The sequence below is a fragment of the Streptomyces sp. NBC_00989 genome (assembly GCF_045162655.1).
Lineage (GTDB): Bacteria > Actinomycetota > Actinomycetes > Streptomycetales > Streptomycetaceae > Streptomyces.
Map to the genome: position 1 here is coordinate 7,803,657 of NZ_CP108728.1, position 25,365 is coordinate 7,829,021.

A 25,365-nucleotide genomic window follows, 5' to 3' on the forward strand; every position below is an offset into this window, starting at 1 on the left:
CGGTTCCGTCACCGATGCTGGGGCTTCACCAAAGGGGAAGGTCAATCCGGTTGCCCCGGTTGCGGGGGAGGCGGTTAACCTGCGGATCTGTCCACAGTCCGGATCCGGATGGAGACCCCGTGCCCCGTATCGCGCTCGCCACCTACGACCCCGCACCCAAGCCCAGCAAGGACCGTGACCTTCCGGTGCTGGTGGAGGCGTTGCGGGCGGCCGGGGCCGAGGCCGTCGGGGTGCCCTGGGACGACGCCGGGACCGACTGGAGCGCGTACGACCTCGTGCTCCTCCGTTCCACCTGGGACTACAGCTGGCGGCCGGTCGAGTTCGTGGCGTGGGCCGAGCGGACCGCGAAGGTGACGCGGCTCGCGAATCCGGTGCAGGTCGTGCGGTGGAACACCGACAAGCGGTACCTCGGCGACCTCGCGGCGGCCGGCGTGCCCGTCGTACCGACCCGCTATCTCGCCCCCGGCGACCCGGCGGACCTCCCCGACGACGTCGAGTACGTCGTGAAGCCGACCTCCGGCGCGGGCGCGCGCTTCGCCGCCCGCTACACGCCCGACGAGCACGAGACGGCCGTACGGCAGCTGGAGCGCATGCACGCGGAGGGGCTCACCGCGATGGTGCAGCCGTATCTGACGAACGTGGACGTCAGCGGGGAGCGGGCGCTGCTGTTCTTCGGGGGGCGGTTCGTGCACGCCTCGCGGAAGGGGGCCGTGCTGGCGCGGGGTACGGCGTACGACGACGACAAGGTGTCCCACCCGGACCTGGAGCCGTGGACCGCGACCGAGGCCGAACTCTCCGTCGCCGAGCGGGCGTTGGCCGCCGTACCGGACGCACCGGAGCTGCTGTACGCGCGCGTGGACCTCGTCGACGGGCCGGACGGGGAGCCGTGTGTGATGGAGCTGGAACTCGTCGAGCCGAACCTCTTCCTCGACCTGCACCCGGAGTCGTCGCTGGCCGCCGTGGTCGAGGCGATCCTGGGGGCCGCTAGTCGCTGACCGCCGTTCTCTGGAGCAGGCCCCAGGTGAACTCGGCGGCGCACCGGTGGCGTACGCCCTGCGCGTCCGGGGCGGTGAAGGCGAGGCCCCAGCGGGTGGGGGCCGTGCCCTCCAGGGGGCGGGCGGGGGCGAAGGCGCGGGCCGCCTCGTCGACCGTGCAGGACCAGGGGGTCAGGTCGTCGATGGTACGGAGGGGCGGGCTTTCGGCGCCCGGGGCGCGGACCAGCCATTCGTTCCACACGGCGCCGTTCGGAGCGGTGAGCACCTCGAAGCGGAGGCCGGGCCAGAGGGGGAGGGGCCACTGCCAGGCCTCGCAGTCCAGGTCGCCGATCCGACGTTTCGCGGACGACTCCGGGGTGCCGAGGATCGAGCGGTAGCGGGATGCGGCGGCCCGGCCTCTCGGGGAGTGCAGCATCGCCTGCCAACGCTTGTTGGCCTCGCGCATGTCGGCGATCGGGACGCCCAGCTCATGACGGGCGTTCTCGACCAGGTCCGGGTTGTGGTCCGCCATGCGGCGCAGCAGGACCAGCTGGAAGTCGAGGGGGCTGAAGGGGCGGGCGGGGCGGTTCGCTTCGGGCATGCGATCCATCGTCGCGCACGGCACTGACACCGGGGGTGCGGCCGTCGGGGAGGAAGAGCACCGAGTTGACGTAACGGGGTCCGCGGGCGAAGGGCAGGACCCGGCGCAGCAGCCCCTGGGAGACGACGTACGAGTTCCGGGCCTGGTGCTTCTCCAAGGGGAAGGACACCAGCCTGACCCACTCCCTGTTCCGGTCCGGGAGGACCCAGCCCTCGTAGCCGAGCAGCGACAGGTACTTCACCACCGGGGCGATCGGCTGGATGCGGGACTCCAGCTCGACGAAGAGCGCGGGGCGGTCACGGGTCAGCAGGCCGGTCGCGCCGTGCAGGACGGCCAGTTCGCTGCCGTCGACGTCGATCTTGATGAAACCGACCTCCCGCAGTCCCAGCCCGTCGAGGGTGACGCACTGGACGTGCATGGCACGGGCGTGGATGTCCCGGCGCACCAGCGAGGACACACCCCGGTCGCCCTCGTCGTCCGGCGGCAGCCACAGGCGGGCGGTGCCGGGGCGGTCGGAGGCGGCGGCCGGGACCACCCGGGCGTGCGCGGGAGCGGCGGCGGTGAGAAGCCGCGCCAGGTGCGGGACCGGCTCTACGGTCACCACCTCACGCGCGTGTCTCCAGAGGCGGTGCGTCCAGGGGCCGTACCAGCCGCCCACGTCGACCGCCGTGCCGCAGTCGGGCGGCAACAGCTCGGCCAGGCGGGCCAGTTCGGGTTCGAAGCGGGGGTAGACGGCGCGGGCGGTGGCGGCGACGAGACGGGTGGGGAGGAGGGAAGCGAGACGGGCGGTGAGAGTACGGGGGGCGGGGGTGCGGGGCTTGGAGGTCATGGGGTCATCCGTTTGAGGAGTTCCAAGTGCTCGGCGTCGTCGGTCACTTGCTCCCCGGACGAGGGCAGCAGCTGCGGGATGCCGTCGACGATCGGGTAACGGCGGCGCAGGCGCGGGTTGTAGAGGGCGTCCGTGGGGAGCAGGTGCAGCGGGCCCTTGTCGAGCGGGCAGGCCAGGATCTTCAGCAGTGGGTCGTCCGGGTTCATGGGGGTGTCAACTCCTTGGCCTCGACCGGTGGTTGAGGCGCGTTGTCGTGCTTCGGCATGGTCAGCAGGACGGTGACCGCCAGGAGAGTGCCCCCGATCCGCAGGGCCAGACGCAGCGGATCGTGCGGCAGGGCCTCGCCGAACGCGAGCGTGCCGAGCACCGCCGTGAACAGGCTGGTCACCGTCGTGCAGACCGGCACGATCAGCGAGGCCCGGCAACGCTGTAGCGCCGCCTGGGACATGACCAGGCCGAACGCGCCCGTGAAGAGGAGCAGATACGGGTACGGGGACCGCAGCAGCCCAACCACCGCCCCGCCCAGGTCACTTGTCGTCAGATAGCTCGACACCCCCTTGATGGCGAGCGAGCTGACCCCGTACAACAGGCCCACCGCCACGCCGTATTCGACGCCCGTGGTGGGCAGCCGGTGCCGGTGGCCCGCGCTGCGCTCGGTGGACCGGTACAGCCAGACGCCGGCCGCCAGCGAGGGCACGCAGACCAACAGGATCAGCGGGTAGGGCGCGTTGCGGCTGACATGGTCGGAGCCCTCCTTCAGCGACAGCACCACCATCAGCAGGGCGACGAGGATCGCGCCGAGCGCGTACCGTTCGCGGCCGCTGGTCTCCTCGCCGAGCAGGCGGGCGGACAGCAGCACGAGCAGCACCAGGCCGGACACGAAGATGCCCTGCGCGGCGGCGATCGGCAGCGTCCGGTACACGGCGAGCTGCGCGCCGAACCCGGCGGCCAGCGCGAGGGACCCGCCGATCCACAGCGGGCTGCCCAGCACCAGCCGCAGCAGCCTCGCCGGTTGACGGACCGTCACCTCGGGCAGGGCCGCGAGCGCCCGTTTCTCCAGGACGAATCCGGTGCTGTACAGGACGTTCGCCAACAGGGCCGCGGCCACTCCCCACCACACGGCCGCGCCCCCTACGTCTTCCGCGCGTGCAGCAGCAGGATCGACGCCAACTGCGGTCTGGCACACGCCAGTCGGTCGAGGGGGCGGAGCGGTCGCGGTACGCCGTGGAAGGGCGCGCCCTTGAGCCCTACGACCTCGAAGCCGGCCGCCGACACGAACTCCCGCAGCGCACGCGGGGTGTAGAGCCGCAGATGTCCTACGACCTCCTTGCCCGGCCGGCCGTGGATCGCGCGCAGGCTCACCTCCGAGAACACGGGCTGGACGCCGGCGAGCAGCAGGGCGCGGTTGTACCAGGCGGCCAAGTTCGGTGTGGACAGCATGAGATGGCCTCCCGGGCGCAGGACGCGGTGGATCTCGGCGAGGGCGGTGTCCGGGTCGACGAGGTGCTCGATCACCTCGCTGAACAGGACGGCGTCGGCGGCGGCCGAGTGGAGTGGCAGTGCGGTGAGTTCGCCTCGGACCGTGTACGGGAGGTGGGTGCGGGCTCGGGTGAGGGCGTCCTGGGACCAGTCGACGCCGATGACGCGGTGGCCGGTGAGGAGAGGCGCGGCGGTGGCGGCCGCGGTGCCGTCGCCGCAGCCGATGTCGAGGATCGTGCGGGGGCGTTCGGTGGCCGTGGCCGGGCCCAGCGCGGTGGCGAGGATACGGGCCTGGCGGAGCGTGCGGGAGGGGCCGGAGGCGACGGGGACGGCGGGGTTCTCGTAGAAGTCGCGGAGGCCGGGGTGGTGCGGGGCGGTCGTCGTCATGCGGGGTGCGCCTCCGTCTGTTCCGTCGTGTGCAGGTAGTGCTCGAAGAGGTCGCGGAGGTGGGCGCCGTCGCCGGGGCCGAGGAGGGCGCGGGACCAGCGGAGGGCGACGTGCAGTTTTCCCGCGGTGGAGGCGGTCGTGACGGTGAGGCCGCGGGGCATGCGGGCGGGGGCGGAGAACCAGACCGCGTGCGCGCGGCCCGCCGGGTCGCCGAAGTCCAGGGTGTACGGGACGCGGCCGATGTTGCTGAGGAGTGTCGTCGAGGTCCAAGGAGCGGCTGCCCTGCGTAGGCCTCGGGTGAGGGTGGCGCGCCAGGCCACGGGGACGACCGGGGCCGTCAACAGGGTTGCTCCGTGGCCGAGTTGGGGGCGGGGGAGAGCCTTGAGGGCGCGGGTGCGGGTCGCCGTACGGTGGAGCAGTTCGCCCATGTGGTGGTCGGGGGTGGTGGTCAACTCGTCTGGCGCGAAGGTGACTTCGACGAGTCTCGTGCCGTTGCCGATGGGCATGTCCGTGCCTCGCGGGCGGTCGTCCACGGGCATCGTGATGCGCATCGGGCGGGGGTGTGCGCCGTGTTCGCGGTTCCAGTGGGCGATCATCAGGGCGGTCGTGACCATGAGTTGGTCGTTGACTGTGTACGGCGAGCCTTTGGGGCGGTGCGGGACGGGGAGTTCGGTGAGGAGGAGGCCGTTGCCGCCGGGGGAGGGGTCGGGGGTGCCGGGGGCGACTCGGGCGGGCGGGGTCCACACGGAGGGGGTGTCCGTGGGGGGTTCCGGTGGGTCCGGGGGGCGGGTCGGTGGGGCGGTCGGGGAGTTGTCCTTGCCGCCGTAGCGCTCCGCTGCGGTGGCGAGGATACGGAGGCAGGCGGGGCCGTCCAGTGCGGTGTGGTTGACCGTGAGAATCAGGGTGGTTCCGTGGGGGAGTTCGATTGCTTCGAGGCGGATGGGTGGGGATGCGGTCAGGGGTGGGGCGTGGGTGAGGGAGCGGGTGCGGGCCTGTTTGAGGGCGTCCCGGGTGGGGGGCGGGAAGGTGACCACCTCCAGGTCGGGGGTGTCGGTCAGCTCCCATTCGTAGCGGCGGCGGTACCAGGGGCCGGGGGCCTCGCGCATGAGGATGCGGGGGTGGTGGTGCAGGGCCGCCGTGAATGCGGTGCGGAGCCGTTCCGGGTTTACGGGGCCTGGGAGGTGGACCTCTATGTGGACGGTTTCCGGTTCCGCGGATTGGTGGCAGTGGCGGGCGATTTCGTCGACGGTGGGGAAGGGGATGCGGGTGGGGGTGTTGGTGCGGGGAGGTTGGTTGAGTGTGGTCATTGGGGGTCGTCCTTTTGGCGCGGGTCTGTGGGGGCTGGTCGCGCTCGCGCGGCGGAGCCGCTGATGTCACGGTCCCGCGCCCCTGATGGGGCGCTTCCTCTGGCCTGTGCTGAGATCGTGCGGCTTGACTCCACTGGATCCCTCTCGCCCAGGGCGCTTGTGCCTCGTTCTCTTTGAGGCAGGGGTGGGGTCGGTGCTGGTTCTGAAGCGGAGTGTTCTCGTACGCTCACCAAGGCCGCGAACAAGCCGATCAGGGCGAGGAGTTGGGCCGCGCGGCTGAACGCTCCCTCGCCTGCGCCTACTGGTTCGCCCGCCCCCGTTGCCGCCACGATGCCCGCGCCTGCCAGTGCCACGAACGCGATCGGGACCAAGAGTGCGTGGCGACGGTAGGCCAGGAGTGCCAGCACTGGCACCAAGAGTGCGAACCAACCCGCGATCACCACCCCGACCAGCGTCAGCGCCACCGTGCCGAGCCACAGGCCGGGCAGGGGTGGGGGTGGTTGCACCTCGTCGGAACTCGGTTCGGTGCGGCGCCAGATCACCAGGGCGAGGAGGGCGACCAGTGCGGCTGCGCTGCCGATCAGGCCGGCCTCGTACGTTGTCGCTGGCTCGTAGGAGAGTTTGATCGTGCCGCCCGCGCCTGCCGGGACGCGCCAGCCCTGTTGCCAGCCGTCCAGGCGGACCGGGGTCAACTTCTTGCCGTTCAGGGTGGCTTTCCAGCCGGTGTTGTAGTTCTCGTAGGTGGTGAAGTACGACGCCGCGCCCGAGGCGACCTTCGCCTCCCGGCGGTCGCCCAGCCAGTCCTGGATCGTCAACTCGCGGGCGGCGGCGGTGGGTTCGGTGACCGTTCCCCGGGTCAGCGTCACGTCCGTGAGGGTCAACGGGCCGGCGTCTCCCGCCTCCACCCTGTGCGTTCCCGACGTCAGCTCCAACGCCTGGTCCGTCTTGCCCTGCTGACAGAGCGTCACCTCGACCTCGCGGCGTTCCGTCAGGTCGCCCACCGTTCCCTGCACGCTCGTCGGGTACAACTCGCCGTCCACCGCCACCACCGGGCCCTTTCCGCAGGCCAGGGTGAAGGGGCGGGCCGGGTCCGGCTGGGGGGTGCGGTACTGGTCCAGGGCCGGGATGTAGGCCTCGGTCAGGCCCACGGGGAGTTGGAGGTTCTCGTCGGCTATCGGGTTGTGGAGGGTGAGCGGGGCCGTCTTCGTGATCGTGATGGTCAGGCTGTCCGTCGTGATCGGGTCGAAGCGGGTCACGCCGTTCTCGTCCACGCCCGCGATCGTCGAACCGTCCGGTGAGCTGATGTCCACCTCGGTCGGGCGCGTCGACAGGCCGCCCGCGGGGGCCAACACCACTTCGCCCACCGGCTGTTTGCCGGTCCAGGTGAGGTGGATCGTGGGGCGGTCGCCCGCGATCCAGCCCGTCGTCAGGTCGCCGTCCGTGAGGTTGCGGGCGGAGAGGCCCGTGCCAAGTGCCGCCGTGGAGTCCGCTGTTGCCGTGATGCGGTGCTGCTGGGCGGGGGCCACCTCGTAGAGGATCTTGTCCAACTCCTCGCCCGGGGTGGCCACCGCGGTCGCCTTCATCTCGTACGTTCCCGCCGTCGACGTCGAGAACGTGCGGTGCAGGCCCGCCTCCGTGCCCGTCGGGGAGAGGCCCGTCGGGTCGGCCGTGCGGTGCAGGGAGATGATCTCGGCGGACGCGTCGGTCGTGTTCGCGTCGGTGGGGAGCTTCAGGAGCCGGGTGACCTGGACGTGGGGCAAGGTGATCTCGGAGAAGCCCGCGCCGGTCAGGCCGGTGTGGCGTGCCACCGAGTCGACGATCGTCAGCTTCATCCAACTCGTCTCGCCCGCCGGCGATTTGATCGTCTGGGGCATGCCGTTCGGCTGGAGGTGGCTGGTCGCCGTTCCCTTCTCCGTCCGCACCCGCACCTCCGTCGCCGCCGCCCGCACGCTCTCCTGCGGGAGCGGTGTGACCTTGAACGAACCCGGCATGTCGTACGACCCGCCCGCGAAGCCGATGCGCAGCCACTGGCCGTTCGGCGAGCCCGCCGCGCCCTCCGCCCACGCGGTGTCCGGGTTGCCGTCGAAGGCGTTCACCGGGTCGAACTGGGGCAGGGAGAACAGCCAGTTGCCGCTGGACGACGCCGTCACCGAGCGGGCGCCGCGCAGCTGCGCCACCGTCTGGTGGGCGATGCCCTTCGTCGGCAGGATCTGCTTCGGTTTCTCGCCGGCGTCCTGGACCGCGTCCGGCGCGTTGCGTTCGTCGGGCGTGTACGTGTACGACGTGTTGGCGTCGACGAGGCCGAACCGGGTGTCCGCTCGGCGCAGTCCGTCGCCCACCACCTGGAGGGTGGGTGAGCCCAGGCCGGGATGGTTGTCGCCCGTCAACACCGTGGCCCTGCCCCGGAGTTCGGTGGCGAGGGGGAGGAGGGACTCCGGGCCGCCGGAGACCACCGCCGTGTCGGCCACCGGCGTCAGGCCCGCCTGACCGGGGCGGATCACGTCCTTGCCCGTCGGCTCGTAGATCTCCACCGCCCGCTGTCGCGGGTAGAGGCCCTCGACCTGGAGCGGGGTGTCGTTGGCGATGCGGCCGCCGGTCATGATCGGGCCCAGGCCCGTCACCCGTTGGTAGCCGGACTGCTCCAGGGTGCGTTTGACGGTGGTCGTCGGGACGTAGCCGATCTGGTCGGGGTCCAGGTCGTTGCGGACGACGACGTAATAGACGCCCGCCCGGCTCAAGTAGTCGGCCAGGCCCGGGACTTCGCTACCGCTCGCCAGAACCTGCTCCACCGCGTCCATCGCTCGGCGGTTGCCGGGGGTGCCCATCGGGACGTAGTCGCGTTCCGCCCAGCGGGAGTCGGCGAGGACGTCGAGGGGTTCGTCGATGGGGGAGCCCCAGGTGTAGATGCCGTGCGCGGTCGCCGGGACGACCAGGGCGCGGGAGTCGGGGGAGTACTTGTGCAGCCAGTCCGCCGTGGACTGCCAGTACTTGGGGAGCTGCTGGAACGAACCCGGGTTCAGGATCGACCCGTTGAGATACGGCCAGGCCAGGCCGGGGAGCACGAGGATCACCGCGATCAGCGGGGCGAGCCGGCGGCCCCGGACCGGACGGGCGCCGCGTGTGTCGGCGGCCACGCCCACCAGGTGGGCCAGGCCCAGGACGAGTGCGAGGGCCAGGCCCGCCTGGAACTTGTAGATGTTGCGGAAGGGGACGAGCGGGCCGTTCAGCCAGTCCTGCACCAGCCCGTGGAAGGGCGCCCCGAACGAGCCGCCGTACCCCGCGAACAGGACCAGCGAGACCGACACCGCGATCAGCACCAGCCAGCGCCGCTCCGGCATGTCCCGGCGGGCCAGGCCCGCGAGGCCCAGTCCGGCCGCGAGCGCCGAGCAGACGATGACGATCACCGAGGAGACGACCGTCCAGCCGGCCGGTATCCAGGCCTCCCCGAGATGCAGATAGGCGACCCAGTCACCGGCTCCGCGCAGGCCCTCCGTCGCGGACATGGTGTCGGTCGTGGTCTGCGAAGTCTCCACGTAGGGAAGGAAGTTCTCGCCGTAGACGCCGAGCATGAGGAGCGGGATCCACCACCACGCCGTCGCCAGGATCACCCCCGGCACCCACCACGCGATCAGCTTGCGCTGCCGTGGACCCGCTGGGCGGGAGAGCAGATACAGGCCGACGGGGAGGAGGGAGGCGAGGGTCGCGGCCGCGTTGACGCCGCCCATGAAGGGGACGAGCAGCGCCGAGCGGAGGGCCGCGATGCGCGCCGTATAGCGCTCGTTGGTGAGTGGCAGCAGGACCCAGGGAAGGAACGCTCCGGGGAGCGCGGCGGCGGACGTCGACCCGACGACGATCGTGAACACCGGCCACAACGCGTACGTCACGGCGGCGAGCAGCCGGGACGCGGGACTGCCGACGCGCAGCCGCTCGGCCAGCCGCAGGGCACCCCAGAAGGCGACCGACACGACGACCGACAGCCACAGCCGTTCCGCCAGCCAGACCGGCAACTGCACGGCGTGGGCCAGCCAGTAGAACGGGAGCATCGGCCAGAGATAGCCCGCGTACTGGTCCTGGATGCCGCCGAACGAACCCCGGTCGTGCCACAACTGCCCCAGGTCGGACAGGAATTGACCGGGGTCCACGGTGACGCCGAGCTTGGTGTCGAAGGTCTGCCGGCCCGGGTGCACGGCGAGGAACAGCACGAACACCACGGCCCAGAACCCCAGCAGCCAGCGCCATGACCTCGGGCCCTCCGGGGGACCCGCGACGGTCGTGGTGGTGGGATCGGCCGCCGGGGGCGGGGCCTGGACCGTGGTCGCCGTCATCGTGGACACCGCCGGAGGATGAGGAGGAGGTTCCAGGTGGCCAACTCCCTTATCCCGGGCGCCTTGACGACGGCTCGGTCGAGGAAGGGCCAGTAGCGGGAGCGCGCCGCGACGACCATGACGTCGTCGCGGGCGCGGACCTGCCGCAGGGTGACACCGATGTGCACGGCGAACAGGTTCTCGCCGAGCGTGTGCTTGGCCGGCTTTCCGGTACGGCGCCGGTAGCGGGCGCGGGCCCGTTCGGCGCCGAGGTAGTGCCAGGGCGCCCATTCGTGACCACCCCACGGGGACAGCCAGTTGGTGAACGACACATAGATCAGCCCACCGGGCCGCGTCACCCGCGTCAGCTCACTGAGAAACGTCTCCGGATCGGCCACGTGCTCAAGGACGTTGGACGAGAACGTCACGTCCGCGACCCCGTCGGACAGGGGGAGGAGATACCCGTCGGCGATCACCGTTCCGACAGGCGGCTTCTCCCCCAACTCCCTTGCGTCCGGCTCGAAGAGATAGGCGTGGGCGCCGCGCCGCCGAAACTCCTCGGTGAAGTACCCGTTGCCCCCACCGACATCCACGACGGTACGACCGACGACGGGACCGTCATAGGCCTCGACTTGATCGGCAGCGTCGGCGGCGAGCAGCGAGTAGCAGGATTCCGGGTCGTCCTGCTCATGCAGGAAGGCACGGAAGAGGGCAAGGGAGCGCCGGAGAGAGGGATCCTTGAAACCCCGGTGAGTTCCGAAGGGGCGCGGGGCTGTGTCGATATGCGGCTCCGCCGCGGGGCGCGACCAGCCCCCACGCACCCGCAGCCACCTCACGACCCCCAGCCCTTCACCGCCTCACCGGCCACCAAACGAAACTGTCTGACCGTCCGGTCCCAGCGATAACGCCCCGCAAGATCACACGCAGCCTTACCCATGGCCTCACGCCGAAGCCCGGACAGAGCCAACGTGCACCAGGCAGCGGCGAAGGAGGACTCACCACGAGCCAAGACACCCGTCTCGCCGTCGACGACCGAGTCCCGCAGCCCAGGCACGTCAAACGCGACCGTCGGAGTCTCCCGAGCCGCGGCCTCCGTCACGACCAAGCCCCACCCCTCAAGCGCGGAGGGATGCAGCAACAGCCAGGCCGCACAGAGCAGTTCGTGTTTCCGGGCCTCAGAGACATGCCCGGTGAACTCGACACCAGGCCCGGCGAGTTGCTCAAGCCGCTCACGCTCAGGACCGTCACCGACGATCAGCAGCCGCCCCCCGACCACGGGACGTACCCGCTCCCACAACCGCAGCAGCAGATCGATCCGCTTGTACTCGACCAGCCGCCCCACCGCCACGAACAGCGGCTCCGGCGAGCGCTCGGCACGAGGCCCCGGCTCCTCAACTCCGTTGTGGACAACCCGGATCCGCTCCCGCTCGACCCCGATCCCGCGCAGCGCATACGCCGTCGAGGGAGACACCGCGACCAACAGGCCACGCCGGTGCGCCCCGGTCAGCGCCCAGTGTTCGAGTCTTCGCCCGATCCGCGCCGCCGGTGCCATCGGCCCGCCGAACCGCATCTTCCACAGGTCCGTGTGGACGTGGTTGACCAGGCACAGGGTCGGGCCGTGGTGCCACACGGGCGCGAAGTACGGCATGCCGTTGCACACCTCGACCAACAGGTCGCAGTCGCCGATCTGTTGGGCGAAGGCGGTACGGGCGCGCAGGAAGTGGCCGTAGGTACCGCCCGCCGACACCACGCGATAGTCGCGGTAGGCGGCGGGGCCGCCGCACAACAGGGTGACCTGGTGGCCCAGTCGGGTCAGGCCGTCAGCGAGTCTGTCCACGAGGAGTTCGGAGCCGCCGGCCTGGGGATTGTCGAGATCCCGGTGGGCGAGGAAGACGATCCGGCGCGGTTGCGGCACCGGCGCCGGGGGGCGCTGCGCGACCGATGGGAACGGGGCGCGCAGCGAATAGGGCACGTGCTGGGGCATGGGTGCTCCAACTCGTCTCAGGGTGCGGAACTTTGGTGGATCAGGGTGCGGAACTGCGGAACTCTGACGGAAATCCGCGGGGTGGGGGGCGGGATGGGGCGGGGCGCGGTGCGGAGTTCTGTGGGTGGGCTGTGCCGGGGTGGGTTGGACAGTTTTCGCCCCGCCGTTCCCGACGGCTACTCACCCGCATGACAATTTCCGGGGTTGTTAGAACTGACGTCACGTCACATCGTGGGTGGATACTCGGGTGAAGTGGAGGATTCCGGGCGCCGACGGCCTCGTAGTACCAAAACGCCGCCCATCACGGTGAGAACGAATCCGGCCACAGCGGCACCGATCGGCAACGACCGCCCCACCAGGCGCAGTTGGCCGCTCTCCTTCTTCGCCAGTTTCACCTGTTCCTGCTGTGTGGCCGTGGTGAAAGCGAGCTTGTCGGCGTCCAGGAGGAGGACCGCGTCGTAGGTGTGGCCGGGGGCGCGGAGGGTGCGGCGGGGGCCGGTTTGGGCGTAGATCACGCGGCCGGTGCGCTGGTCGACGATCAGCTCGATGCCGTGGTTGGAGTACCACTCCTCGGCCAGTATCTGGGGGGAGCCCGGCTGGTCTACAAGGCTGCCCGGGACCAGGCGGGTGCCGATCTTCGAGGGCGGGACCGTGCCCTTGAAGACGTAACCCGAGTAGCCCTGCACCTTCTTGGTCCCCGCGTAACGCAAAGTCACCGTCGCGCCAAGGGAGTTGTCCCACCACTGGTACGGCTGTTTCCGCACGTCGAACGGGAACTTCAGGAAGGCGTCGCCCTCGAAGTACGGGTTCTCGTGGCAGCAGTGCACGGGCTTGTTGGTCTTACGGTCCGTGACCCAGCGGTTGGGGAAGAACTCCAGCGCGTCGTGCGGATCGGCGGCCGGCAGGGACTTGTCGGTGTCGACGGTCGTGGTGACGTCCCAGACCGCGTCGCCGCTCTTCTCGCTGTCCGCGACATCGCCGCGCACCTGCTGGGTGACGGTGATCCGCTGGTCGTCCACGGTCCGCAGCTCGCCGGTGTCGAAGTAGCTTCCGGTGCCCCGGTAGACGGCGGTCGTGTCGATGTCGATCGGGGTCACGGCGGCCCGCGGCTCGACGTACCACGCCAGCAGCGGCGCCAGGACCAGCAGAAACGTGCCAAGTCCCAGCAGGATCAAGGAAAATGGAGAGGTCGTACGGCGCATCCGGACACTCCAGTGAAAGTTGGTGACGGAGTTCGGGCCGCTCTATGGGCCGGGAACCGTAGGCGCCCCTTGACGGAGTGTCAATGTCTGCCGACACTGGGCCGACGGGCAGGGCTGGGCGCACGGACCTCAGGACAGAGAGGCTGACCCTGCGATGTCCAGACTGCTCGCCGCCGCACTCACCATGGCACTGGCCGCCGCCCTCGCCGTGGGCGCCGCCTTCGGCATCGTCGCACTGCTCGACGCGAGACCAGCCCAGCCGAACACGCCCCTGGTCACGTACGAGCAAGCGGGCCGAGGGAGTTGACCCCGTGGCCGCGCGACGGGTGCCCGCTCGTCCGCCGACCGCACCACCCCCGACCGTGACCGCGCGCTCGGCGTGGCACGAAGTACCGCGGTCCCAGGTGCGGGAGTTCGCGGCGATCGCCATGGCCGAGGCGCCCGCGCTCGCCGAGGAGATCCTGCGGGAGATCCGGCGCGAGCACCCCCAACTGCCCTTGGTTCTCGACGACTCGGGCGAACCCATGGCCCTGGTCGGGATCCGCCGCGCCATCGAGGTCTTCGTCCAGCACCTGGAGACCGCCGAGGGCCGCCCGACCGTACCGCCGGGCGTCTTCCAGGAGTTCGGGCGCGGTGAGGGCCTGCACGGCCGCAGCCTCGACTCGCTCCAGGCGATCTACCGGATGGGCGTACGGCTCGCCTGGCGGCGGCTGGCCGAGATCGGGCAGCGCGTCGAGATCCCGCCGCCCGCGATGTACGCACTCGTCGACGCGGGTTACGAGTATCTCGACGGGCTGGTCGACCAGTCCGTGCGCGGGTATGCCGAGGCCGCCGCCCGGCAGGCGGGGGAGCGGCTGCGCCTCCAGCGGCGGCTCATGGAACTCCTCCTCACCGAGCACCATCGCGGCGACCCGGCCGAGGCCCTCTCCGAACGTGCCGCCCGTATCGGCTGGCCGTTGCCCGAAAAGGTCGCCGTCGGTGTCCTGCTGCGCCCGGCCCGCGAGGCCGTCGCCCCCGCCGTAGGGCAGGAAGTGCTGCTCGACATGGAGTACGACCAGCCACGCATGGTCGTGCCCGAGCCGGATGCCGCCGGGCGGCCCGAGCTGCTGCACCGGGCGCTGACCGGCTGGGCCGGCGCGATCGGGCCACCGGTGCCGCTGGCCGACGCGGTGAAGTCGGCGCGCTGGGCCGAGGCGGCCGTAGGGCTGATGGAGCGGGGGTTGTTGCCGGGCGGGGGTGTTCTGTACTGCACCGAGCACACCGAGGCGCTGGTGCTGTTGCAGCCGGAGGAGCTGATCGACGATCTCGCGCTGCGGTGTCTCGCGCCGCTGGAGCACTCGGGGCCGACGCATCGGCGGCGGCTCGCGGAGACCCTGCTGGCGTGGCTGGAGACGCGGGGCGGGGCGCCGGAGGTGGCCGCGCGGCTCGGTGTGCATCCGCAGACCGTGCGGTATCGGCTGCGGCAGATCCGCGAACTGTGGGGTGACGAGATCGACCACCCGGACCGCCGTTTCGAGCTCGAACTGGTGCTGCGCGCCCAGCGGTTGCGTGGTGAACTGGGCGATCCCAGGGCCGGTCGGTAGTCACATGGTCACGCGACCATTGCCCGTGCAACCCTCTATGGCTAGCCTGTGTTCGTTATGCCGATCGTCAGTTGAAATTTCGAACAGCCACCCATGGGCAGCCATCCATAGGCATCCACCCATAGACATCCAAGAAGGGGGCCGGTTGTGGGACGACTCGTACCTGCCGTGACCCGGGCTCTCGATATTCTCGAGCTCTTCCTCGACGGGGACGGGACGCTCTCCGCCCCCGACATCGTGCGCAAGCTGCAACTGCCGCGCACGACCGTGCACGAACTGGTCACCACCCTCGCCGCGCGGTCGTACATCGTGCCGGTGCCCGGACAGCCGGGACGTTACCGTCTCGGAGTCCGCCCGTACCAGCTCGGGAGCCGATACGCCGAGCAGCTCGACCTCGCCGCCGAGGGCCAGCAGGTCGCCCGGTCCGTCGCCGAGACCTGCGACGAGACCGTGCATGTGGCCATCCTCGAAGGCACCGACGTGATCTACATCGCCAAGGTCGACTCCACGCACGCGGTGCGCATGGTGTCGGCGGCCGGCCGCCGGCTGCCCGCGCACTGCACGTCCGTGGGCAAGATGCTGCTGGCCTCGCTCCCCGAGCCGGAGCTGACCGCGCGCATCCCCGCCGACGCGGCGCTGGTCGCGATGACGCCGAACAGCATCGTCGAGCCGGGTGCCCTGCGGGAGGCTCTCGCCGAGATCCGGTCGCGCGGGGTCGCGGTCGAGAGCCGCGAGTCGAATCCGGACGTGTCGTGTGTCGCGGCGCCCGTGCGGGACCGTACGGGCCAGGTCGTCGCCGCGCTCTCCATCTCCGTTCCCATGATCCGGTGGAGCGACGAGCGCCGGGTCGAGCTGGAGCAGCTCGCCGCGAAGGGCGCGGCCGAACTGTCGGAGCGACTCGGACACCGGAGCGTGGGATGACGTACGAGGTGGCGGTACGGGCCGAGGCGACGCTGGGCGAGGGGCCGACGTGGGACGCGGCGGCGGGGCGGCTGATCTGGATCGACATCCTCGGGTCCCGGGTGCATACGTACGATCCCGTGTCCGGCGCGCGTACGGTCCGGGTGACCGACCAGCACGTGGGGGCCGCCAAGCCCCGGGTCGGCGGGGGGCTCGTGCTCAACCTGCGGGACGGGGTCGGGCTTGTCGATCCGGACGGGGAGTTCCGGTGGCTGCATCGGGAGCCGGTCGCCGGGCGGCGGGCCAATGACGCGGCCGTCGCGCCCGACGGGGCGTTGTGGGTGGGGACGATGCGGTACGACGAGGCGGCGTGCGGGGGGACGTTGTCGCGGGTCGCCGGGGACGGTTCCGTGCGGCTGGTTCTTGATGACGTCGCGGTGAGCAACGGGACGGGGTGGAGTCCCGATGGGCGGTTGATGTACTACATCGACTCGCCCACGCGTCGGATCGATGTGTTCGAGTACGCCGACGGGCGGGTGTCGAAGCGGCGGCGGTTCGCGGAGATCGAGGCCGGCGCCGGGTTTCCTGATGGGCTCACCGTTGATGCCGACGGGTGTGTGTGGGTGGCGTTGTGGGGTGGGGGTGCGGTGCGGAGGTACACGCCGGACGGGGAGTTGGAGCGGGTTGTCTCGTTGCCGGCCTCGCTGGTCACCGCGTGTGCGTTCGGGGGTGCGGATCTGACCGACTTGTACGTCACGACGGCTCGGGTGGGGCTCGACTCGCCGCATCCTGTGGCTGGTTCGCTGTTGGTTGTGCCGGGGGCGGGGAAGGGGTTGGCGCAGCCTGCTTTTGCGGGGTGATGAGGGTTGGTTCTTTGACTGCGGGCGCGTCGTGGCTGGTCGCGCAGTTCCCCGCGCCCCTAAAAGCACAAAGACCTTCAGGCCCCGGTGTTGTCCAAGTCCGCCAGCGTTTTGTTTTCCGCCGGGGTCGCCGCCAGGCGCGATCGTGCCAGGGCCCTTGCCAGCTCGACCAGGCCGCCCGTGTCGGAGACCTCCGTGGCGTAGAGGCGGTATGTGCTCGGGGTGTTGAAGGGTTGCTCCTGGGCGGTGGCGCGGCGGGCGGCGTCGGCGACCATCGCCGCCTCGGCGACCACGCGGGCCTCGTGGGGGGAACGGCCCTCGTGCAGGGCGGCGTCGCGGGTGCGTTCGCGGAGGCGGTCGTCGAAGTAGGGGGTGAGGGCCAACAGGCCGTCGTGGATGGAGACTTCACGCCAGTGCAGGCGCATCCGGGGCAGCTGGCGGAGGGCGCTGGGCGGCTTCGGGGCGATGGACGCGAAGCGGACCTCCGACCACAACGGGCCCAGCCCGCGCAGGTCGTTGAGGTCACGCCAGTGGGCGCGGGCCATCGGCAGCAGTCGCGGCAGGGCGAAGCCGGCGGAACAGGTCAGGGCGGCCAGCGAGGCCATCGGCGGGGCGACACCGGTGGACAGGAAGTCCAGGTCGTGACCGGACCAACGGGCCACCAGCGCCGCGTACTTGACGAGCTGGAAGCCGACCACGTCCAGCAGCGTGCCGAGGAGGATCAGCTGTAGCCCGGTCCTGAGCAGGCCGGTCACCTCGCGGGCCCAGGTGACGCACACGGTGCACAGCGCCAGGGTGGCCGCGCTGTGCCCGAGCAGGTAGAGCACGATCATCTCGCGCATGTACGGCGTGTTGGCGTAGTACGTGTCGAGGTCGGTGAGCCGCTCGGTGTTCGGGTCGGCCAGCGTGAACAGCACGACGATGGTCACGATCAGCGCGCCGTACGCGGCCATGCTGCGCAGGACCATGCGGCGGATCCGGGCGGGGGAGCCGCCCCGCCAGTGGATCAGCAGGACCAGCAGGGAGCAGCTGTACGCGGAGAGCATGCCGTAGGTCAGCGGGGCGCCGAAGTTGGGGATGCCGGTGAGGCGGTTGACCGTGCCCAGGGTCAGCGGTGCCGAGCAGACGAGGGCCAGGGAGCCGAGGACGATCGCCGCGCAGGTGGACACGGTCAGCGGGTCGCGCGGGATCCGCCAGGGGCGGCGCAGCAGGACGGTGCAGGACAGCCCGAAGACGGCGGCGGCGAGGTACACCATGACGCTCATGCCCTGGTGCTCCCTTCCGTCGTGCCGGTGCGGACCCGGGCGGCGGCGACGAGCGGGGACCGGGTCAGCGCGTCGGCGATGTGCACGAGGAGGGCGGTGCCGGGGGCCCGGTCGGGGAGGCCGCCCGGTTCGTCGGCGGGTGTGAGGCGGGGGTCGCTGTCGCGTTCCTCGACGGCACGGCCGCGCTCCTCGGCCACGGCCGCCGCGACGACCGCCGCCCACGCGGTCGCCTCGGCCTGTTCCGGGTCGCCGGTGGTCTGCGCCGCTGCCTCCAACGTCCTTTCGTACAGGGCCCGGTCGAAGAACGCGTCCAGGTGACCGAGCGCGTTGTGGATGCTCGTCTGCCGCCACACCAGCCGGGTCGCGGGGGAGGACCAGCGCGGCCGGGGCAGCCGTAGCGCGCGGCGGGTGAGGAGTTCGGCCAGCTCGTGTTCCAGCGGTTCGAGACCGGCGTACGTCCGCCGGGCCTGCCGCCGCTGGGTCAGCCGGGGTCCGGTCAGCGGGATCAGGACGCCTACGACGGTCAGGACCGCGCCCAGTCCGGCGGCGACCGGCGAGACGGTCGTACCGAGCTGTGTCCAGTCCCGGCCGCACCAACGGGCGATGACCGCCGCGAACTTGGTGAGGCTGTACCCGGCGCCGCACAGCGAGCCGACGCCCAGCGTGATCAGTCCCGCGCGGAGCCAGCCGTGCACCTGCCGTGCCCAGCGCAGCGCCGACACCGCGGTGACACTGACGGCGGCGAGGTGCCCGGCCAGGTACAGCACGATCATCTCGGCGATGAACGGCGTGGTCGCGTAGTAGGTGTCCAGGTCGGTGCGGCGCTCCACGGGGGTGCGGCCCAGCGCGAACGTCACGGCGATGCCGACGAGGATGATGGTGTACGCCACGATCCAGCGGCGGGCGGTGCGGTGGACGTGCGGTCCGCCCCGCCAGTAGACGATCAGGACCTGCGAGGAGGCGCCGTACGCGGTGACCGACGCGTAGGTCAGCGGCGCGGCGAGGTTCGGGACGCCGCTGAGATCGTTGATCGCGCCGACGGTGGGCGGCGCCCCGAGGAAGAAGCAGGCCCCGGCCAGGCCGAGGAACACGCAGATCACCCGGAGATAGGGGTCGTGCCAGTGGCGTATCAGGTCCGGGGTCTTCACCAGCACGCCCAGCCACAGCAGGCCGCAGCTCAGATAGTCGATCAGGCTGCTCATTTTCTGGTCCCGCGGTAGTTGAGGGCGGCGCCGATGCGTCCGGCGACACCCTGCTGGGTGCCGTCGTCGGCCGCGGCGGAGCCGTGCGCGGAGTCCGGTCCGGACGGGGACTCGGCCGCGGCCTCCAGCCAGGGCCGCAGCCGTCCGCTCATCAACATGCCGAACCTGTCCGCCTCTTGTTCGTCGGCGAGGCTGAAGTCGGTTCGGGCGGCGACGGGCCGGGGGTTGCCGTCGGCGGTCGGTCCGGGCGCGGGGGCGGCGGTCCGCTGGTGCATGTGCCACACCTCGTGGCAGAAGATCACGATCTGGTGCCAGGCGGCGGCCCGCTTGTCGATGACGATGACGTCGTAGGTGTCGCCCTCCAGCCACAGTCCGCTGGCGGTGCGCGGCGGGAACACCTCGCGGCGGACGACGATCTCACGCCCCCGCCAGCGCGTGACGGAGTCGACCAGCGCGTCGAACAGGGCCTCGGGGTCGGAGGGGACCGGGACGCGCATGGGATCGATGAGGGCGTCGGCGAACCGACGCATCTCCTTCTTCGTGCGCACCGCTGCAATATGCCAGGACATACGCCGACTCAGCCACCTCACCGTCGCCGCGGAAGCGGGGGCGCTGCCGCGGGGGGTGTGGGGGGTGCGGGGTGCGTGGCGGGGGCGGGGTCCGTCGAACGGGCCGGTTCCGTGGAGCGGGCCGTCGCCGGCGCGTGGCCCGCCTTCGTCGCCGCGCAGCCCACCGGCACCGGGCCGGTCGCCGTGGCCGAGCCGTACGCGAGCGTCGCGTCCGTGGTCTCTGTCGCGCCTGCCTTCTCCGTCGTACCCGCCACACCCACCACTCCCGCCGCACCGGCCGTCTCCGTCGCGCCAGACCTTGTTCCCCCGCCCGGCACCGCCACGCGTACAGCCGCCCGCACCGCGTCGATCGCCTCGCGGTGGCGCAGGGCGCGGGAGACGGGACCGATCTCCTGGAGGAGGTCGGCGGTGTCGGGGTGGCCGCTGGGGTGGCCGTGCCCGGAGTCGATGGCCTCCAGGATCGCCACCGCCGCGGCGAGCGCCTTCGCGCGGGGCGGGGTGCAGCCGAGGCGGAGGGCGGCCTGGTGGGCGCGGGTGCGGAGGTCCTCGTCGAGGTGGCGGGCGAGGGGCAGGAGGACGTCGCGGATGTACGTCTCCCGCCGGATCAGGCGGAGTTCGGGCGCCGCGCACAGCACGAAGGGGACGCCGTCGCCGTCGACGGAGCGCATCAGGACGTACAGCGGCCGGAGTTGGTGGTGGGCGAGGCGGACGCGCAGGCGGCCGTGCAGGAATTGGCCGGTGTGCGGCAGGATGAAACCGACGGCGATCAGGACCGCGGCGAGGCAGGCCGCGCACGGGGCGACGTCCGTGCTCAGCGAGTCGAGGTCGTGGCCCGTCCAACGGGCCGTCACCGCCGTGATTTTGGCGAGATCGAAGACGAGGCTCAGCGTGTAACCGGCGCCCAGGAACGTCAGTCCGCCGCGCAGCCAGCCGTGCAGACCGTCCGCGCGGACCCAGTTCCAGATGAGCCGCACGGTGATCAGCGCGGCCACGGTGTGCGCGAGCAGATAGAGCAGGATCTCCTCGCGCATGAATGGCGTGTTCGCGTAGTACGTGTCCAGGTCCCGCACCCGCTCCACGGGCGCGTCGGCGAGGGCGAACAGCACCCACAGCGCCACGATCACGCCCGAGTAGACGGAGATGATCCAACGTCTGGCGCGCCGGGTCGTGTTCGAACGGTCGGACAGCCCGAAGCGCCAGGCGACGATGAGCAGCAACCCGGCCCCGCTGAACGCGGTGAGCAGCGAATACGCCCACGGCGCCGCGAAGTTGGGCACACCCGTGACGCGGTTGGTCCAGCCGATGACCGCCGGCGTCACGGACACGAACAGCGCGCAGGCGAACAGCAGCAGCCCGCCGACCGCCCGCAACAGCGGGTCCCGCCACAGCCGGATGATCGCCGGCAGCTTCAGCGCGAGGGCCGCGCCGAGGACCGCGGTGGGGATCCACACGAAGGACGTGTACAGCTCGCCCAGGAAGGTCGTCACCACGTCGTACGCTCCCCCTTCCCGCCGTCCGCTGCACAGCCGGTCCGAGGTTACGCGCCCACAACTGCCAACGTCATGTCATCCGGTGGCCGTTGTGGGACCGGGAACGACCGCTGTGTCCGGAAATCGCCCCCGCGAATGAACTGTGCACTGTGTCCAACCCATTGACGCGCAAGCGCTTCGATTTTACGGTCCCGTTCGAAGTTGCGAGCGACATTCGATATTTCGAACACAAAGGATCTCTACAGTAAGGGCAGGCAATGGGACGACCTGACCTGAATCGCAGGCACCTACTGGCCACGGCGGGCGGCCTCACGGTCGCGGGCAGCCTCGCCTTCGCCGCTCTCGCCTCCGGCGCCGACGCGCTCGCCTCCGGCGCGGACACCCGGGTGCGCTACTGGAACCTCTTCAGCGGCGGCGACGGCGCCAACATGATCGCGATGCTGGACGCCTTCCGGAAGGAACACCCCGGCATCGACGTGAAGGACTCCACCCTCCAGTGGGGCAACCCCTTCTACACCAAGCTCGCCATGGCCGCGGCGGGCAACCACGCACCCGAGCTGGGCGTCATGCACATGGGCCGCGTCGCGGGCTTCTCACCGGGCCGGCTCCTCGACCCGTGGGACGAGGACCTCCTCGCCAAGTACGGCGTACGCAAGGCCGATTACAACCCCGCGCTGTGGAACCGCGGTGTCATCGACGGCAAGTTGTACGCCCTGCCGCTCGACATCCACGTACAGCTCTGCTTCTACCGCAAGGACGTCCTGAAGAAGGCGGACCTGCTCGGCGACGACGGCCGGATGGTCCAAGTCACCTCCACCGACGAGTGGTTCGACGTCCTGAAGAAGGCCAGGGCGGTCCAGAAGAAGGGCCTGCAGACCATCGGCCTGTGGACCAACGACCAGAACTTCCAGTGGTGGTTCTTCGTCGCCTTCTACACCCAGCTCGGCGGCGGATGGTTCGACGACGGCAACACCCAGGTCCTCTTCGACACCGACAAGGCCACCCAGGTCCTGGAGTTCTTCCGCAGACACGTCACCGACGGATACGTCATCCCGGGCGCCCCGACCGGCGAACAGTTCATCAACGGCGCCCCCTTCACCTGGGAGGGCAACTGGTCGGTGCCGGTCTTCTCCGGCGCGAAGCTGGACTACGGCGCGACCCCGCTGCCGCCCGTCTTCGGGAAGCAGGCAACGCACGCCGAGTCGCACTCCTTCGTCCTGCCGCACCAGGCCGGCCGCGGCGGCGCCACCAACGAGGCCGCGCACGAACTGGCCGCGTACGTCGTCACCCACGCCCTGCAGTGGGCGGCGGGCGGCCACATCCCCGCGTACACGCCGACGCTGTCCACGGCCGCGTACAAGAAGCTCACCCCGCAGAACGAGTACGTCTCCGCGATGAACCACCAGGCCACCGAGCCGAAGGTGTGGTTCGCGGGCTCCACCGGCGTCCTCGCGCAGGACCTCGGCCCCCTCGTCGTCTCCTCGACGATGGGCTCCGCCAAGCCGGCCGCCGTAGCCCGGACCATGAAGAACCACCTCACCAGGCTCCTCGCCTCGAAGAACCCGATGGACGGCAGGACCGCAGCGCAAGGAGGTGCGGCCGCATGACCACCAGTGCCCAGACCGTCATCGCACCGGCGCGGACGAGGACCGCCACCGCCACCGCGACCGTCCGCCGCAACCAGGGCTTCCAGCACGGAGGTTGGTTCGTCGCCCCGTTCCTGGGGCTCTTCGCCCTGTTCGTCGTCTGGCCGCTGCTGCGCGGCGTCTACCTCAGCCTCACGGACGCCAACATCTCCGGCGACGGCGCGAACTTCATCGGCCTCGACAACTACCGCGAGGCCCTGCACGACCGGGCGATGTGGGACGCGCTCGGCCACAGCGCGTACTTCACCCTGCTCGTCGTGCCGTGCATCACGGTCCTCGCCTTCCTGCTCGCGATGCTCGCGCACCACATCGAGCGCGGGAAGTGGCTGTGGCGGCTGTGCTTCTTCGCGCCGTTCCTGCTGCCGTCGACGGTCGCGGGCAACATGTGGCAGTGGCTGTTCACCCAGGGGATCGGCCTGGTCAACGAGACCTTCGGACTCACCACACCCTGGCTGACCGACAAGTCCTACGCGATGCTCGCCATCGTCGTCGAGACCCTGTGGTGGACGGTCGGCTTCAGCTTCCTCCTCTACCTCGCCGCGCTCCAGAGCATCCCCGACCACCTCTACGAGGCCGCCAAGCTCGACGGAGCGAACGCCTGGCACCGCACGGTCCACATCACGCTGCCGATGCTGCGCCACATCACCGGTCTGGTGATCGCGCTCCAGGCCCTCGCCTCGCTCCAGCTCTTCGACCAGGCCGTCGTGATGATGGACTTCGGGCCCGGACCCGAGCTGAGCACCCGCTCCTTCGTCCAGTACACCCTCGAACAGGGCTTCACCAGCTACCGCGTGGGCTACGCCTCCGCGATGTCCGTCATCTTCTTCGTGATCATCGCGGCCGTCGCCCTCGCCCGTATGGCGCTGCTGCGCAACCGTGAGGAGGGCACCCGATGACCGTGGCCACAACCACCCCTGTACGCAAGCCCCGCAGGCCCTGGACCCCCAGCCAGATCGTCCTCACACTGCTCGGCGCCGCCGTCTCCGCGCTCTTCGTGGCGCCGATCGCCGCGGCCCTGTTCACCTCGCTCAAGTCCGAGGCCGAGGCCGCCGAGATCCCGCCGCACTGGCTGCCCGAGGTCTGGACGGTCCAGGCCTGGAAGGCCCTCTGGAAGACCGGCAACATCACGAACTGGTTCGTCAACTCCCTTGTGGTGTCGGTCCTCGTGACGGCCATCGTGGTCACCGTCGCCGCACTCGCCGGATACGGCTTCGCCCGCACCGAGTTCAAGGGCAAGACCGTCCTGATGGGCGCCGTGATGGCGGGTCTGATGATCTCCCCGGCCGTCCTCGGCGTCCCCCTCTTCACCACCGTCCAGCAGATGGGGATGGTCGACACCTACTGGGGCATGATCCTGCCGCAGTGCGCGCCCGCCGCGATGGTCTACATCCTCTACAAGTTCTTCCAGGGTATCCCCCGCGAACTGGAGGAGGCCGCCTTCATCGACGGCGCGGGCCGCTGGCGGATCTTCTTCACGATCGTCGTCCCCCTCTCCCGCCCCTCCCTCGCTGCGGTGGGCATCTTCACCTTCATCGCCTCGTGGAACAACTTCCTGTGGCCGTACATGGTGACCAACAACCCCGACCTGATGACCATGCCGAACGGCATCGCGACCGTCATGAACTCCTACGGCATCCAGTGGGCCCAGCTCATGGCCGGCGGCCTCATGGCAGGCCTGCCGCTGATCATCGTCTTCGTCTTCTTCCAGCGCCAGATCGTCGCGGGCGTGGCCCACACGGGATTGGCGGGACAGTGACCATACGAAGAGGTCTTGCCGGGGCGGTGCTGGCGGCCGCTCTGGCCCTGCTGCCCAACGCGGCCCAGGCAGCGCAGAGTTACCCCGACCCGCAGCCCATCACGGGCCAGCAGATCATCCACGACCCCACGGTCATCCGCCTCAAGTCCGGTTCCTACGTGGCCTATTCGACCGGCGGCGTCATCGGCGCCCGCACCTCCAAGGACCGCGTCCAGTGGGACGACGCGGGCAACGCCTTCGCCACGCCGCCGAGTTGGTGGTACGACTACAACTCGACCGGCGACCCCTGGGCCCCCGACCTCTCCTACCGCGACGGCCGTTACTGGCTCTACTACGCCGTCTCCTCCTGGGGCACCAACCACTCCGCGATCGGTGTGGCCACCTCCCCGACCGGCCTCCCCGGCACGTGGACCGACCAGGGCAAGGCCTTCACCTCGGAAACCACGGACGCCTGGAACGCCATAGACCCCGCGCTGATCACCGCGGACGGCAAACTCTGGATGGCGTTCGGCTCGTACTGGACGGGCATCCGCCTGGTCGAACTGAACCCCACGACGGGCAAGGCGATCCCAGGCGCAACGGTCGCCCACCTGGCGACCCGCCCGGACGCGCCCTACGCGGTCGAGGGCGCGTATGTGCTGAAGCACGGCGCCTACTACTACCTCTTCGCGTCGTACGACGCGTGCTGCGCGGGTGTGAACTCCACGTACAAGATCCGGGTCGGCCGCTCTACGTCGATCACGGGCCCGTACGCGGACAGCACAGGCAAGCCAATGCTGGCGGGCGGCGGAGACCTACTCCTTGCAACCCACGGCCGCTACATAGGCCCAGGCGGAGAATCCATCTTCCAAGACAAAGGTAAGGATGTCTTGGCATACCACTACTACGACGGAGACGATAACGGCACACCGAAGCTGGGGCTGAACACCCTCAGCTGGACAAACACCGGCTGGCCAAAGCTCCTTTAGGGGCGCGGGGAACTGCGCGATCAGCCCCCACAAAGCCGCAGACAAAACTCAACCCAGAA

At 70.5% G+C, this 25,365-nt stretch carries 22 protein-coding genes and 1 pseudogene; 9 read left to right on the forward strand and 14 right to left on the reverse strand.

Annotated features, from left to right (window positions below):
- Positions 1-119 precede the first annotated feature (119 nt).
- The gene (locus OG714_RS34865; protein WP_406127030.1) at positions 120-995 is read left to right on the forward strand and encodes a RimK family alpha-L-glutamate ligase; all 876 of its coding nucleotides are present in this window, start codon (positions 120-122) and stop codon (positions 993-995) included.
- Here OG714_RS34865 and OG714_RS34870 read toward each other — a convergent pair.
- The 10 genes from OG714_RS34870 to OG714_RS34915 all read right to left on the reverse strand — a co-directional run bounded on the left by OG714_RS34870 (position 985) and on the right by OG714_RS34915 (position 13,067).
- Complete coding sequence (locus OG714_RS34870) at positions 985-1,575, reverse strand: hypothetical protein (RefSeq protein ID WP_406127032.1); 591 nt, start codon at positions 1,573-1,575, stop codon at positions 985-987. The two genes, OG714_RS34865 and OG714_RS34870, sit on opposite strands and share 11 nt — an antisense overlap.
- Positions 1,463-2,404 carry an FkbM family methyltransferase gene (locus OG714_RS34875; RefSeq protein WP_406127033.1) on the reverse strand — a complete coding sequence of 314 codons (942 nt, stop codon included), beginning with the start codon at positions 2,402-2,404 and terminating at the stop codon, positions 1,463-1,465. Before OG714_RS34875 ends, OG714_RS34870 begins: the two co-directional genes overlap by 113 nt.
- Positions 2,401-2,610, reverse strand: coding sequence for a Trm112 family protein (locus tag OG714_RS34880; protein WP_262057673.1), 210 nt, complete (start codon positions 2,608-2,610; stop codon positions 2,401-2,403). Before OG714_RS34880 ends, OG714_RS34875 begins: the two co-directional genes overlap by 4 nt.
- A complete protein-coding gene (locus OG714_RS34885; protein ID WP_406132064.1) occupies positions 2,607-3,512 on the reverse strand; it encodes a hypothetical protein in 906 nt (301 codons plus the stop codon). Before OG714_RS34885 ends, OG714_RS34880 begins: the two co-directional genes overlap by 4 nt.
- 23 nt (positions 3,513-3,535) lie before the next feature.
- Positions 3,536-4,270 carry a methyltransferase domain-containing protein gene (locus OG714_RS34890; RefSeq protein WP_406127035.1) on the reverse strand — a complete coding sequence of 245 codons (735 nt, stop codon included), beginning with the start codon at positions 4,268-4,270 and terminating at the stop codon, positions 3,536-3,538.
- A complete protein-coding gene (locus tag OG714_RS34895) occupies positions 4,267-5,577 on the reverse strand; it encodes a condensation protein (protein ID WP_406127036.1) in 1,311 nt (436 codons plus the stop codon). The genes OG714_RS34890 and OG714_RS34895 overlap by 4 nt, the downstream gene beginning before the upstream one ends.
- On the reverse strand, positions 5,574-9,902 hold the full coding sequence (locus tag OG714_RS34900) for an alpha-(1->3)-arabinofuranosyltransferase family protein (RefSeq protein WP_406132066.1): 4,329 nt from the start codon (positions 9,900-9,902) through the stop codon (positions 5,574-5,576). The genes OG714_RS34895 and OG714_RS34900 overlap by 4 nt, the downstream gene beginning before the upstream one ends.
- Positions 9,899-10,663 carry a class I SAM-dependent methyltransferase gene (locus tag OG714_RS34905; RefSeq protein WP_406132067.1) on the reverse strand — a complete coding sequence of 255 codons (765 nt, stop codon included), beginning with the start codon at positions 10,661-10,663 and terminating at the stop codon, positions 9,899-9,901. Before OG714_RS34905 ends, OG714_RS34900 begins: the two co-directional genes overlap by 4 nt.
- 50 nt (positions 10,664-10,713) lie before the next feature.
- Positions 10,714-11,865: a glycosyltransferase family 4 protein gene (locus tag OG714_RS34910; protein WP_406127038.1), complete on the reverse strand. Its 1,152-nt coding sequence runs from the start codon at positions 11,863-11,865 to the stop codon at positions 10,714-10,716.
- A gap of 224 nt (positions 11,866-12,089) precedes the next feature.
- Positions 12,090-13,067: a DUF3068 domain-containing protein gene (locus OG714_RS34915; protein ID WP_406127040.1), complete on the reverse strand. Its 978-nt coding sequence runs from the start codon at positions 13,065-13,067 to the stop codon at positions 12,090-12,092.
- A gap of 154 nt (positions 13,068-13,221) precedes the next feature.
- On the opposite strand from OG714_RS34915, the gene OG714_RS34920 reads away from it, so the two are divergent.
- From OG714_RS34920 to OG714_RS34935, 4 genes are all read left to right on the forward strand, one after another.
- Complete coding sequence (locus tag OG714_RS34920; RefSeq protein ID WP_406127042.1) at positions 13,222-13,374, forward strand: hypothetical protein; 153 nt, start codon at positions 13,222-13,224, stop codon at positions 13,372-13,374.
- A gap of 4 nt (positions 13,375-13,378) precedes the next feature.
- Entirely contained in the window at positions 13,379-14,650 is a 1,272-nt protein-coding gene (locus OG714_RS34925) for a helix-turn-helix domain-containing protein (RefSeq protein ID WP_406127044.1), read from the forward strand.
- A gap of 147 nt (positions 14,651-14,797) precedes the next feature.
- Positions 14,798-15,571: an IclR family transcriptional regulator gene (locus OG714_RS34930; RefSeq protein ID WP_406127045.1), complete on the forward strand. Its 774-nt coding sequence runs from the start codon at positions 14,798-14,800 to the stop codon at positions 15,569-15,571.
- Positions 15,568-16,410, forward strand: a complete 843-nt coding sequence (locus OG714_RS34935) for an SMP-30/gluconolactonase/LRE family protein (protein ID WP_406127047.1) — start codon at positions 15,568-15,570, stop codon at positions 16,408-16,410. The genes OG714_RS34930 and OG714_RS34935 overlap by 4 nt, the downstream gene beginning before the upstream one ends.
- A gap of 77 nt (positions 16,411-16,487) precedes the next feature.
- Here OG714_RS34935 and OG714_RS34940 read toward each other — a convergent pair whose 3' ends face one another.
- The 4 genes and pseudogenes from OG714_RS34940 to OG714_RS34955 form a co-directional block, all read right to left on the reverse strand.
- Entirely contained in the window at positions 16,488-17,675 is a 1,188-nt protein-coding gene (locus tag OG714_RS34940) for an MAB_1171c family putative transporter (protein WP_406127049.1), read from the reverse strand.
- Positions 17,672-18,877: an MAB_1171c family putative transporter gene (locus OG714_RS34945; protein ID WP_406127050.1), complete on the reverse strand. Its 1,206-nt coding sequence runs from the start codon at positions 18,875-18,877 to the stop codon at positions 17,672-17,674. The genes OG714_RS34940 and OG714_RS34945 overlap by 4 nt, the downstream gene beginning before the upstream one ends.
- On the reverse strand, positions 18,874-19,425 hold the full coding sequence (locus OG714_RS34950) for a toxin (protein ID WP_406127052.1): 552 nt from the start codon (positions 19,423-19,425) through the stop codon (positions 18,874-18,876). The genes OG714_RS34945 and OG714_RS34950 overlap by 4 nt, the downstream gene beginning before the upstream one ends.
- Before the next feature lie 332 nt (positions 19,426-19,757).
- A pseudogene (locus tag OG714_RS34955) lies at positions 19,758-20,936 on the reverse strand (DUF6545 domain-containing protein); the annotation flags it as partial.
- A 257-nt stretch (positions 20,937-21,193) separates the two neighbouring features.
- Between OG714_RS34955 and OG714_RS34960 the strand changes: the two are divergent.
- The 4 genes from OG714_RS34960 to OG714_RS34975 are packed head-to-tail and all read left to right on the forward strand — an operon-like array spanning position 21,194 to position 25,306.
- Positions 21,194-22,543 carry an extracellular solute-binding protein gene (locus OG714_RS34960; RefSeq protein WP_406127053.1) on the forward strand — a complete coding sequence of 450 codons (1,350 nt, stop codon included), beginning with the start codon at positions 21,194-21,196 and terminating at the stop codon, positions 22,541-22,543.
- Positions 22,540-23,478 (forward strand): carbohydrate ABC transporter permease, encoded by a 939-nt coding sequence (locus OG714_RS34965; protein WP_406127054.1) that lies wholly within the window; start codon positions 22,540-22,542, stop codon positions 23,476-23,478. Before OG714_RS34960 ends, OG714_RS34965 begins: the two co-directional genes overlap by 4 nt.
- Complete coding sequence (locus tag OG714_RS34970) at positions 23,475-24,338, forward strand: carbohydrate ABC transporter permease (RefSeq protein WP_406127056.1); 864 nt, start codon at positions 23,475-23,477, stop codon at positions 24,336-24,338. The genes OG714_RS34965 and OG714_RS34970 overlap by 4 nt, the downstream gene beginning before the upstream one ends.
- A complete protein-coding gene (locus OG714_RS34975) occupies positions 24,335-25,306 on the forward strand; it encodes an arabinan endo-1,5-alpha-L-arabinosidase (protein ID WP_406127058.1) in 972 nt (323 codons plus the stop codon). The genes OG714_RS34970 and OG714_RS34975 overlap by 4 nt, the downstream gene beginning before the upstream one ends.
- Positions 25,307-25,365: the final 59 nt, after the last annotated feature.